The 12,474-nt window shown below is 38.1% G+C and carries 10 protein-coding genes; 8 read left to right on the forward strand and 2 right to left on the reverse strand.

Going from position 1 to position 12,474, the window contains the following annotated elements:
* Positions 1–294 precede the first annotated feature (294 nt).
* From HMPREF2732_RS06935 to HMPREF2732_RS06960, 6 genes are all read left to right on the forward strand, one after another.
* On the forward strand, positions 295–2,478 hold the full coding sequence (locus HMPREF2732_RS06935; RefSeq protein WP_070592225.1) for a TonB-dependent siderophore receptor: 2,184 nt from the start codon (positions 295–297) through the stop codon (positions 2,476–2,478).
* A 64-nt stretch (positions 2,479–2,542) separates the two neighbouring features.
* Positions 2,543–4,303 (forward strand): ABC transporter ATP-binding protein/permease, encoded by a 1,761-nt coding sequence (locus tag HMPREF2732_RS06940; protein ID WP_070592226.1) that lies wholly within the window; start codon positions 2,543–2,545, stop codon positions 4,301–4,303.
* A gap of 140 nt (positions 4,304–4,443) precedes the next feature.
* Positions 4,444–5,967, forward strand: coding sequence for a lipopolysaccharide biosynthesis protein (locus HMPREF2732_RS06945; RefSeq protein ID WP_070592227.1), 1,524 nt, complete (start codon positions 4,444–4,446; stop codon positions 5,965–5,967).
* Positions 5,964–6,920 carry a polysaccharide pyruvyl transferase family protein gene (locus HMPREF2732_RS06950; protein ID WP_070592228.1) on the forward strand — a complete coding sequence of 319 codons (957 nt, stop codon included), beginning with the start codon at positions 5,964–5,966 and terminating at the stop codon, positions 6,918–6,920. Before HMPREF2732_RS06945 ends, HMPREF2732_RS06950 begins: the two co-directional genes overlap by 4 nt.
* Positions 6,920–7,663, forward strand: coding sequence for a YdcF family protein (locus HMPREF2732_RS06955; protein WP_070592229.1), 744 nt, complete (start codon positions 6,920–6,922; stop codon positions 7,661–7,663). Before HMPREF2732_RS06950 ends, HMPREF2732_RS06955 begins: the two co-directional genes overlap by 1 nt.
* A 48-nt stretch (positions 7,664–7,711) precedes the next feature.
* Positions 7,712–8,374, forward strand: coding sequence for an NAD(P)H-dependent oxidoreductase (locus tag HMPREF2732_RS06960; RefSeq protein ID WP_070592230.1), 663 nt, complete (start codon positions 7,712–7,714; stop codon positions 8,372–8,374).
* A gap of 41 nt (positions 8,375–8,415) precedes the next feature.
* On the opposite strand, the gene zevB is transcribed toward HMPREF2732_RS06960, so the two are convergent.
* Both zevB and zevA read right to left on the reverse strand, forming a co-directional pair.
* Complete coding sequence (zevB, locus tag HMPREF2732_RS06965) at positions 8,416–9,393, reverse strand: zinc transporter permease subunit ZevB (protein WP_070592231.1); 978 nt, start codon at positions 9,391–9,393, stop codon at positions 8,416–8,418.
* 1 nt (position 9,394) lies between these two features.
* The gene (gene zevA, locus HMPREF2732_RS06970) at positions 9,395–10,027 is read right to left on the reverse strand and encodes a zinc transporter binding subunit ZevA (RefSeq protein WP_070592232.1); all 633 of its coding nucleotides are present in this window, start codon (positions 10,025–10,027) and stop codon (positions 9,395–9,397) included.
* A gap of 348 nt (positions 10,028–10,375) precedes the next feature.
* Here zevA and ettA point away from each other — a divergent pair, with 348 nt between their 5' ends.
* Complete coding sequence (gene ettA, locus HMPREF2732_RS06975; RefSeq protein ID WP_007242265.1) at positions 10,376–12,046, forward strand: energy-dependent translational throttle protein EttA; 1,671 nt, start codon at positions 10,376–10,378, stop codon at positions 12,044–12,046.
* Positions 12,047–12,101: 55 nt separating this feature from the next.
* Positions 12,102–12,458, forward strand: coding sequence for a SirB2 family protein (locus HMPREF2732_RS06980; protein ID WP_070592233.1), 357 nt, complete (start codon positions 12,102–12,104; stop codon positions 12,456–12,458).
* Positions 12,459–12,474 lie beyond the last annotated feature (16 nt).

The following is a 12,474-nucleotide window of genomic DNA, read 5'->3' on the forward strand; positions in this document are numbered from 1 at the left end:
CGCAATGAAAAATAGTTTTAGTAACAAGCTTAGTAACAAGATTTTAGACTTTGAAAAATAAACATTAAAAATCAATATGCTACAAGTGAATTCGGGTTCAGCTAGTCGCACCATATTGCAATCCCAAGCTTTTTAGCTTGGGATTTTTTCTTTTTATCCCCTGCTTAATTTGAATGAATCTTTTCTGGATAATCACATATATAAATGAAAATAATTTGCATTGATTGACGTAAACGTTTTCGCTATACTTGCGGCTCTTTTATTATCTATCGGGTTATATATCGGAAAACAATTATGAAATTTAAATTAAGTCTTATTTCAACCGCACTTTTGGCGAGTTTCTCCGCGTCTACTTTTGCGGAGACTGAGCAAGCCGCAAATACAAATACCGAAGTGCTTGAGCAAATCAATGTTCAAGATACGGGTATCAAACAAAATGGTTATCAAACGACAGGGACATCCGTCGTATCAAAAGCTGAAGTGCCTGTATTCGATACGCCAAATACTGTCAATATCCTTTCGACTAAATTATTAGAAGATCGTAAACCTGAATCACTCATTGATGCACTTTATAACGTCAGCGGTGTGAGTCAAGCGAATACGTTAGGTGGTATGTTTGACTCTATTCAAAAACGTGGTTTTGGTGGAAACCGTGACAACTCGATTATGCGTAATGGTTTACAAGCTGGCCCAGCTAAAAACTTTAGCGCGACAACTGAAACCGTTGAAGTTTTAAAAGGGCCTGCATCTGTGCTTTATGGTATTCAAGATCCAGGTGGCGTGGTCAATATCATTACTAAAAAACCACAACAAACACCTCGCTATGTCATTGGTGGAACTTTAGGTAATCATAGACTATGGGGAACACAATTAGATTTCACTGGTGGCTTAGGAAATGGTTTTGCTTACCGCTTTATCTATGACAAACAAGAAAAAGACTACTGGCGTAATTTTGGCAAAGTGAAAAATACCACTTACGCACCATCACTTTCTTGGGAAAATGATAAAACTAAAGTACTTATTTCTTATGAACACAAAGATATTCTTGAGCCATTTGATCGTGGTACAAATCTTTTAACGGCAACTAATGCATTACCAGATATCCCTGTATCTCGTCGTTTAGATGAGCCTAATAATGAAACAACCGCAAAAACCGATAACATTGATTTCAAAATTGAACACAAATTAAGTGACGGTTGGAAATTAAATGCGGGTTATAGCTACGCTCGTTACAAATATTTCTACGATCAAGCTCGCATCACAAATATTAACGTTAAAACTCGTACAGCCCGTCGTGCAATTGAGCAGCAACAAGGCGATCAACGTGTTCATAGTGGTACATTAAATATCGTTGGTGAATTTGGTATTGGTGATATTGCTAACCGTTTTGTAGCCGGTGTAGATGTCATGCGTAATATCCGTGATATTGGACCTATTTATAACCAAGGCATTACAAAGTCAGATATCAATATTGATAATCCAGTCTATACTAATCCTGTTGCAGAACATAAAAACGGTAACGGCAACGCTTACCAATATAACCATCTCAAAACCGTTGGTGTTTATATTCAAGATACCGCTTACTTTACAGATAACTTTATCATGACAGGTGGTTTACGTTATGAGTACTTTGATCAATTTGCGGGACGTCATTGTTTAAATGCTGCAAACTGTAAAAAAGGCCAAAATCTAACAAGAACAGGAAATACTGATCAGCACGATGGTAAATTATTGTATCAATTAGGTGCCGTATATAAATTTACGCCACATATTGCGACATTTGCTAACTACGCTGAGTCTTTCCGTCCACAAATGAGTGTTGCAACACCTGTTAGCGGCGATTTAAAACCAGAACAAGGTAAATCTTTTGAAATTGGTGCAAAATACGAAAACTCTGGCTTCAACGCGACACTTGCATTATTCAATATCACCAAACGTAATGTGGCAGAAGCCGTTGGTTCGGGTTCAAATGCACAATTAAATATCGTCGGCAAACAACGTTCTCGCGGTGTGGAATTCGATCTTAATGGTCAAATTACTGATAACCTAAGCGTAGCGGCTAACTATACCTACACCAAGGTAAAATCACTTGAAAATGAGCTTTATCCTGATGCGGTAAATCAACAACTTTCAGGTGTACCAAAACATCAAGCTTCTCTATTCTTAGCTTATAACGTTGGTGAATTTGATTTTGGTAACATCCGTGTTGGTGGTGGTGCTCGTTATTTAGGTTCTTGGCATGCTTATAACAGTGATTACACCAAAGCATACAAATTACCTCATTCCGTGGTATATGATGCCTTTATTGCTTACGATACAAAAATCTCTGGCAAGAAAGTATCCTTCCAACTTAACGGTAAAAACTTAACAGATAAAACTTACTATCCATCTACCTCTGGTAACGCAACAAACACGTTAATCCCTGTTGCATTAGGTTATGGACGTGAATTTATCTTCAACACGAAAGTTGAGTTTTAATTGAGCGCACAATATTAGGGCGAATATTTCGCCCTTTTTTCGTTTTTTACTTTATGGATAATCAATGAATTGGCAAACTGAACTTAACTCAAGTTTAAGCTGGATTTTGACCGCACTTTTCTGGGTGGTTTTATGCTTTAGTGTAGTGATGGCAGCACTAAAACAAACCACATTTGGTCAAAAGTTTTGGCATATTGCATCCCCTTCGATTAATCGCCGTAACAGCATCAAAATCATCGTTATGCTATTGGTGTTGTTTACCATGATTTTGTTAGAAGTACGCTTCAGTGTTCTCAATTCTTTTTTCTACAATGGACTTTATAGCTCCATGCAGGAATTAGATGCGGATAAGTTTTGGTTCTTTGCAAAACTGAATGCTCTCTTAGTATTGGTACAAGTTATCCACTCCATCGCCGATTATTTCTTGCAACAAGTATTTGAAATCCGTTGGTTGGAAAGCTTGAATAAAGTCCTGGTTAAACGATGGTTAGAAAATAAAAAATACTATCGTCTTAAATACGAAAAAGAGCTACCCGATAATATTGACCAACGTATTGAACAAGATGCTCGCGAATTCATCAGCAGCACTGTCACTATTGTAAGAGGCATGATTAATTCTGTTCTGACCACCATTGAATTTACTATCATCCTTTGGTCTCTCTCAGGTGTATTAAGTCTTTTTGGATTAAATATCGAAAAAGGTGTTGTCTTCTTTATTTACGCCTTTATTATCCTGGCAACATTAATGTCTGTTTGGATTGGTCACCCTTTGATCAAGTTAAACTTTAACAAAGAAAAACTTAATGGTGACTATCGTTATTCTTTGATTCGAGTGCGAGATAATGCGGAAAGTATCGCTTTCTATCAAGGTGAACTGCAAGAACAACATTTATTGAAAAACAAATTTGCTCAAATCATTCATAACCGTTGGGCAATTGTATTAAGAATGTTAGGATTAGACGGCTTTAATGGAAGTGTCACACGCGTTGCAAAACTCTTACCGTTAATGCTACAAGCACCTCGTTTTTTCACTGGACAAATCAAACTGGGCGATATGCACCAAACTGTGCAAGCATTTAACCGATTAATGACCGCACTTTCTTTCTTCCGTTTGTTCTATGAAGAATTTACGCTCTACCAAGCGCGCTTAAATCGTCTTTATGGTTTTATGACTAAATTGGATGAATTAGATCATTTAGAGGTTCATCAGCCCATGAAATGTTCTAACCGTGTTGCATTATCAAACTTTGGTATTAAAGATGAGCAAGGTAGATTGTTACTCAATAATTTAAATATTGAGTTAAAAAATGGTGATGCTTTATTAATTCAAGGTCCATCTGGCACAGGGAAAACCTCTATATTAAAAGCGATGGCGGGAATTTATCCTTTTGAGACAGTGGGTCTGGTGGAACATCCTTGTGTGACTAGTTTATTCTTACCGCAGCGCCCTTATATGCCACAAGGCACGTTACGTGAAGCGATTTGCTATCCAGATATTGATCCTTATCATCCTGAATTGGAAAAAACACTGACTGATTGCTGTTTAGATAAATATCTTCATAGCCTTGATGTAGAGAACGATTGGCAAGCAATTTTGTCGCCAGGTGAATTACAGCGCGTGGCATTTATTCGGATTTTACTGACGAAACCTGAAGTAGTCTTTTTAGATGAAACCACATCAGCACTTGATGAGCCAACCGAGTACCTCCTTTATAAAACAATTAAAGAGCGGTTACCCAATATGATCATTCTGAGCGTGGGTCATCGTGGCACATTGCATCAGTTCCATAATAAGCAACTAGATTTGGCAGTCTGCATCGTCTAAATAATAAAAGGCTAAATTTATATTTAGCCTTTTCTTTTTTTTTACTAAATACGATTGAACTTATAAGAAGTCTCTCAAGGCTTGCTACACATCCCAATCCCCCCTATAATTCCCCCAATTTTTCCAATTTCATTCTCACAATGTCAAATAAAACCATTGCCAAAAATACGCTATTTCTTTACATCCGAATGCTCTTCAACATGGGGGCGATGCTGTATATCTCTCGTGTGGTATTGCAGGTATTGGGTGTGGAAGATTTTGGTATCTACAACATTGTGATGGGTGTGGTGGTCTTATTTTCCTTTTTTAATGGCACAATGACCGCCACTACTCAGCGTTTCATCAACGTAGAAAAAGCCTCCAATGACATTCAACGTGTCAATAAAGTCTTTAATATTAGCATCTTAAATCATCTACTCATTATTTTTATCGTATTCGTGTTAGCCGAAACCATCGGTTTATGGTTTTTAAATCACAAATTGGTGATCCCCGCTGAACGCTTGCAAGCCGCCAATATCGTTTACCAATTAGCATTAATTATTGCCCTTGTTGAAATCATCAAGGTGCCATTCAATGCCATGATTGTTGCGCACGAAAAAATGGGATTCTATGCTTGGTTGGGATTAGGTGAAACCATCTTAAAACTAACTTCTGTCTTTATCTTAAGTCATATCACACATTACGATAGGTTGATTACTTATGGCTGCTTATTGCTTTCAGTCAGTTTAATCGTGCTCTCTCTTTATGTATTATTCACTAAATATTATTTCAAAGAGGCTGCTCGTTTCCGCTTATATAAAGATTTAAGCAAAACCAAAGAAATGGTGAGTTTTTCCGGTTGGATGCTCATGGGGCAAGTTGCCTATGTGGGTTCGACCCAAGGCTTGAATATGGTATCTAACTTATTCTTTGGTGTGGCAGTCAATGCAGCCGTTGCCATTGCAACACAAGTAGAAGGTGCCGTTTATAGCTTTGTGAATAATTTCCAAATGGCAGCTAATCCGCAGTTGGTTCAGTCTTATGCGGCAAAAGATTATGATCGCAATCGCCAATTAATTCTTGGTATTTCAAAATATTCACTTTATTTAATGGCGATTCTCTCGGCACCTGTATTGTATTTCACCCATACCTTATTGACATTTTGGCTAGGTGATCATCTTCCGCAATATACTGAACAACTTGTACAAGCTATTATTGCTTGCTTATTGATCAGTGCAATGGCTGGCGCATTTTGGATGAGTGCATTAGCCATTGGCACATCTACCGTAAAACAATACAATATCATCGTAGCGTTAATCGATCTTTGCACAGTGCCATTGGCTTATTATTTGTTCACACTAGGCTATAATCCAGTATTTGCCTTTGTGGGTAAATTTAGTACGATGGTCATCTCACAACTCTATCGATTATATTTTATTAATAAAAAAATTAAATTTAACCAAAAAGAATTTGTCTCATATTTAATGAATGTCGGCGTGGTATTTGGCCTGCTATTAGGTATCATCTATATATCAGATACCACCCGCAGCTATTCTTTATTGGAATTTATTGGACAATCCATCATTTTAGAAATGGTATTAATCTGTGTTATTTTAATCTTCGGATTAAACACAGCAGAAAAAAATTTCTTGTTTAGCTATTTAAAGAAAAGAGTAAAAAAATGAATCAAATCCTTATTGATTTAAAAAACAAACTGAATCCTATTGTCGAACTGATCAAAGATAAAAATGACGTATTTTATTTCGACTACCCGCTTCATTTGAACGTGGGCGATTTGCTGATTTATCACGGAACCGAGCAATTTTTTAAAGATCACCACATTAACGTAACCTTAAAACGCTGTGAATACGATTTAGATCTTGAAGAAGTCAAAGCAAAAATCACACCGAACACCACCATTCTTTTACATGGTGGTGGCAACTTTGGTGATCTTTATCCGCAACATCAAAAGATCCGTGAAGAAATGGTGACCCATTTCCCGAATAATCGCATTATTGTGTTACCACAAACCGCTTATTTTAAGCATGAAAAAAATCTACAAAAATCAGCCACACTTTTCCGTAGCCACAGTGATTGCCATCTACTGGCTCGCGATGAAAGAACGGAGAACTTATTTGCACAATTTTCTGATCATGTTTATTTATCACCGGATATGGCGCATCAGCTTTATGGCACGATGGAAACCAAGCAAGGCACAACGGGTGAACAACTTTATTTCTTACGTAAAGACATTGAAGCAAGTGATGTAGAGAAAAATATCCTCGCGCAACTGCCTGCCAACAGCAATGTAAAAGACTGGGAAGACATTCTTTCAACCGAAGATGATGTGGTTTTAGCATTAAGTTGGCGAATGAGTAAAATGGCTAATAAATTTGGTTTAAGTTGGCTAAAAGATCTCTGCCATCAATTCTGGTATGCCTATACTCAACGCATTGTAAAGCGTGTTGCGCAAGTATTCTTAGCGAATGATAAAGTCACCACAACTCGCTTACATGGTCATATTTTCTCTTGCTTGTTAGAAATTCCAAATCGTGTTTGTGATAACTCTTATGGTAAAAATAGCAGCTACGCAAAATTGTGGACCAAAGAGTTGGATTTTGTTGAATTGGATAAATAATGTTTGAATTGAAAAAACTGATTACAGCCATGATTCTTCCCCCATTTAATATTTTAATTTTATGGGGACTTTCACTTATTCTAGCTAAATTCAATTTCAGAAAACTAAGCCGAATTTCGACCGCACTTGGTTTCTCACTACTCTATCTTTTAAGCATTCCTTACACTGCACAAGTACTTAAAGACAGTCTCATTACTGAAGATCATTTAACACTGCAAGATTATCAACAAGCTCAAGCGATCGTTTTACTTGGCGGTGGTTTACGTGATAGCAAAGAGCTTTATGCACCATTAGCTTCAACCGCTATTCAACTTGAACGCTTACGCTATGCCGCATTCTTGCAAAAAGAAACGCACTTGCCATTATTAATTACAGGGGCGAGTCCAACTGGTGCCATTGAAGCAAAAATCGCTGCGGAAGAACTCCAAAACTTCTTTAATGTGCCCACTAAATGGATTGAACCTAAAGCACTTACTACCAAAGAAAATGCCCTTTTCACCAAAAAAATATTAGAAAAAGAAGGTATTCACAAAATTATTTTAGTCACCAATGAATGGCATATGCAACGTGCAAAATTATTGTTCCAACAACAAGGTTTTGATGTGTTACCTGCAAGTGTAGGTGAAGGCATTACGCCTGACAGTTATGGACTCAATATGATGCATTTTATTCCACAAGGTGGCGCGATTACGAAAAATATGCAATTACTCAAAGAGTGGATTGGATATTGGAAAGAGCGCTAAAGTGCGGTCGAAAGATCACAAATTAGATAATGTTAAGAGGAAGAAAACATGAGTCAAATTACACGCGAACAAATGCTTCAGGTATTCGAAAATCGCTGCTCCACACGTTATTACGATCCGAATAAAAAAATTAGCCAAGAAGATTTCGCGGCAATTTTAGAATTTGCTCGTTTATCACCAAGCTCTGCCGGCTCTGAGCCATGGAAGTTCTTAGTGATTCAAAATAAAGCATTACGCGATAAACTCAAACCTTTTAGCTGGGGCATGCAATATCAATTAGATGATTGTAGTCATTTAGTGATCATTCTTGCGAAGAAAAATGCTCGATATGACACACCTTTCTTCCGTGATGTTGCGGTGCGTAGAGGTTTACAAGGCGAGCAATTAGAAAAAGCCTTGGAAAAATATAAAGGCTTACAAGAAGTTGAAATGAAAACCGCAGAAAGCGAACGAGCATTATTTGACTGGACAAGCAAACAAACCTACATTGCATTAGCGAATATGCTAACTGGTGCTGCCGCTATCGGTGTAGATTCTTGCCCTATTGAAGGCTTTAACTACGATAAAATGAATGAAGTTTTAGCCGCTGAAGGACTCTTTGATCCAAGTGAATGGGGTGTATCCGTGGCAGCAACATTTGGTTATCGTGCGAAAGACATTACCAAAAAATCTCGTCGACCAATTGAAGAAATCGTCACTTGGGTTGAATAATCTATTTTCAAATAAATGGGCAGCAAACGCTGCCCTTTTCTTTATCCACCAAATAAGGCTGCGCCACCTGTTACAGCCCCCATCGTGCCATATAACAAGCTTAGTGCAAAAAAGATCATCATTGCACCCGCAATACATTTGATCATGGCTTCGCCTTTTTGATTAGAACCCGCTAAACCATACCAATGCCCTAAGCGAGTCGCGACATTTCTCGCATAGCGTACTAACGCTGCAAAAAGCGAAAGCATTAATCCTGTCCCCAAAGACATGGCAAAAGTAGCTAAAATTCCCCACCAATACAGATCCAGCATATAAGCAAGAAAAAGCACAAAAATGGCGCCACTACACGGTCGCATACCAATGGTTAAAATCACTAAGAGTTGAGATTTTAAATCACCCGATTGCTTAAGCTGTTGATCATTGGGTAGATGTTGATGTCCACAACTACATTGTGTTTGACTTATTTTTCCTTGCTCATATCGAAATGGTGAAGCTGCTCCAATCTGTTTCGGTAATGATTGAATAGATGTGATACGAAAAGATTGTTTTTTCTTCAAGCCTTTTAAACCTTGAGCAATCCAATAAAGTCCCAATAACAATAATAAAATGAGTGCGCTACGTTCCAGCCACAACTGACTAAGTTTAAAATATTTTGAGGAAAGATTAAGTATCACCACCACAATGGAGGTTGCTGCAACTGCGACAAAACCTTGCATGAGAGAGGAAAGTAAACTTAAGCGTACGCTGGTTTTAAGTTGGCTTTCATGAGTAGAAAGATAGCTAGCGATAATAAATTTCCCATGCCCAGGCCCTAACGCATGTAATACACCATAAGAAAAGGCAGCAAAAATCAACCACAATCCTGCCGTTGATGAATGTGCTTGAATCTGATGTAGATTTTCAGAAATCAACTGATTAAAGGCTTTTTGCCAATCAGCAACTTGCACAAACAGCCAAGGTAATAATGCGAAGATAATCGCTAATAAACCAATAAAAAGTGCGGTCAGTTTTAACTTCATTTTATTCACACTTAATTTTTACTTTCTGCGCAAACAATACACCAAGGGAATCATCTTCATTTTTTTGCGATTTATCCAATGATGATGCGTAAGATTGAATTTTTTCATCGACATTAGGTTCAAGCACCTCTCCTTTGCAGTTTGCAGGAAGTGATGAAAAATCAACCGCTCTTTTGCCAGTTTCTGCATACCGCATAGCCACATAATAAGTGCGGTCATAAGTCATCAGCGTAAATTCATTATTTTGTAAGGCCTGTGGCTGTGCCAAAAGAAAATCAAAATAATATTCCACCTCGTTCCCTTTCACACGCATACCGTAATTTTCAGGGTGTTTTGTGTATTTAATTTTATGATTTTCTTTGTCAAAAATATAACTAAAGTAATGTTCATTCACAACGTTTGCCATTACTTCATCAATTAACTTCTGTTGAGCGGCCTTATCCCCTTTCGCCTGTTTCACATCATACAGGACGGCTGAGGAACTGGCCTCATCAAGTAACCACTGCGTCGAGAAACCAATTAATTGATTATCTTTCACTAAGGGTTTCGTTTGCATATCGATGAATGCGTGGGGATGCGCTAGTGCTGAAAAAGGTGAAATCAGCAATAATCCAAGAAGTAATTTTTTAAACATAAATAAGAAAAAAGAGTGGCTAAATGATTGAATAGACAGATTTTATCACAAGCAGTTCCCAATCAAAATCGAATAAAAATCAGTCTAAATGTAAAAAATCCTATGATTTTATTGATTTTTATCAAAAAATGATTCATTCGCATTTCCCTTATAACTGAAATTTATGTACTATTTGTTTCGTCAAGTGATTGCTTGATATTCATAAAGTTCCTAAATAAAATAATCATAAATATAGCTAAACTACTTTCCTACCACCCTGTATGGGTGGTTTTTTTTGCCTTTCAAATAGCTTATTCCCTAAACATCAAGTAAAATAACCGCACTTTTATTCATAACATCGAGAGAATTATGTCAACGCAATTTGTATATACGATGCACCGTGTCGGCAAAGTGGTGCCACCGAAGCGTCATATTTTGAAAGATATTTCTTTAAGCTTCTTCCCTGGTGCCAAAATCGGGGTGCTCGGTTTAAATGGTGCGGGTAAATCAACCCTTTTACGCATTATGGCGGGCGTGGATAAAGAGTTCGAAGGTGAAGCGCGTCCACAACCGGGTATTAAGATCGGTTATCTTCCACAGGAACCAAAACTTGATCCGCAACAAACTGTGCGTGAAGCGGTAGAAGAAGCCGTTTCTGAAGTAAAGAATGCACTAACTCGTTTAGATGAAGTTTATGCACTTTATGCCGATCCTGATGCGGATTTCGATAAACTAGCCGCAGAACAAGCAAACCTTGAAGCGATTATTCAAGCACACGATGGACATAATTTAGATAACCAATTAGAACGTGCTGCAGATGCATTACGTTTACCGGATTGGGATGCCAAAATCGAACATTTATCTGGTGGTGAACGTCGTCGTGTGGCGCTTTGTCGTTTATTGCTCGAAAAACCAGACATGCTCTTATTAGACGAACCAACCAACCACTTAGACGCGGAATCTGTGGCATGGTTAGAACGCTTCTTACATGACTACGAAGGTACTGTTGTGGCAATTACCCACGACCGTTACTTCTTAGATAACGTTGCAGGTTGGATCTTAGAGCTTGACCGTGGTGAAGGTATTCCTTGGGAAGGTAACTACTCTTCTTGGTTAGAGCAAAAAGAGAAACGCTTAGAGCAAGAACAAGCCGCTGAAAATGCGCGTCAAAAATCGATTGCGAAAGAGTTAGAATGGGTACGCCAAAATCCGAAAGGCCGTCAAGCGAAAAGCAAAGCACGTATGGCGCGCTTTGATGAGTTGAACTCTGGCGAATACCAAAAACGTAACGAGACTAACGAACTCTTTATTCCACCTGGTCCACGTTTAGGTGATAAAGTGATTGAGGTAGAACATCTCACTAAATCTTACGGTGACCGTACTCTAATTGATGATTTATCATTTAGCATTCCAAAAGGGGCTATCGTGGGCATTATCGGAGCGAACGGTGCAGGTAAATCAACCCTATTCCGTATGCTTTCAGGTCAAGAACAACCCGATAGCGGATCAATTACGATGGGTGAAACCGTTGTGCTTGCTTCTGTGGATCAATTCCGTGATTCAATGGATGACAAGAAAACCGTTTGGGAAGAAGTGTCTAACGGACAAGATGTTCTCACTATTGGTAACTTTGAAATTCCAAGCCGTGCGTATGTTGGACGATTTAACTTCAAAGGCGTAGATCAACAAAAACGAGTGGGCGAATTATCAGGTGGTGAGCGTGGTCGTTTACATTTAGCGAAACTTCTACAACGTGGTGGTAACGTGCTGTTATTGGACGAACCGACCAATGATTTAGACGTTGAAACCTTACGTGCGTTAGAAAATGCGATCTTAGAATTCCCTGGTTGTGCAATGGTGATTTCCCATGACCGTTGGTTCTTAGACCGTATTGCGACTCATATCTTAGATTACGGTGATGAAGGTAAAGTCACTTTCTATGAAGGTAACTTCTCTGACTACGAAGAGTGGAAAAAGAAAACCTTAGGTGAAGCCGCAACACAACCACATCGTATTAAATATAAGCGTATTGCAAAATAAGAAATTAAAGTGCGGTCACTTTTGACCGCACTTTCCTTTTACATCTGGAGTGATTATGTTAGTTTATTTGCACATTGTTTGTGCATTTTTAAGTTTAGGATTATTAATTATCCGTGGGGGAATGCAATTAAGTGGGAAAAATTGGCGCGCGATTAAACTGCTAAAAATTTTACCGCACTTAGTTGATACACTTTTAATTGCTAGCGGCTTAACGATTTTCTTCTTGGTCGGTTATCAGTTACAAAGCTGGCTGGTCATGAAAATCATCATGCTTGTGCTTTATATCTTCTTCTCAGCTAAATATTTTAGTCGTAAAGCAGTCAATCCAAACAATGCATTTCTGGCATTTGCTGTATTAAGTTTCTTGGGGGCAATTTTCTTTGCTTACCAACCAGACTTTATGGAAGGCTAATTATGAAAAAATCCAT

The organism is Haemophilus sp. HMSC061E01 (genome assembly GCF_001810345.1).
GTDB lineage: Bacteria > Pseudomonadota > Gammaproteobacteria > Enterobacterales > Pasteurellaceae > Haemophilus_D.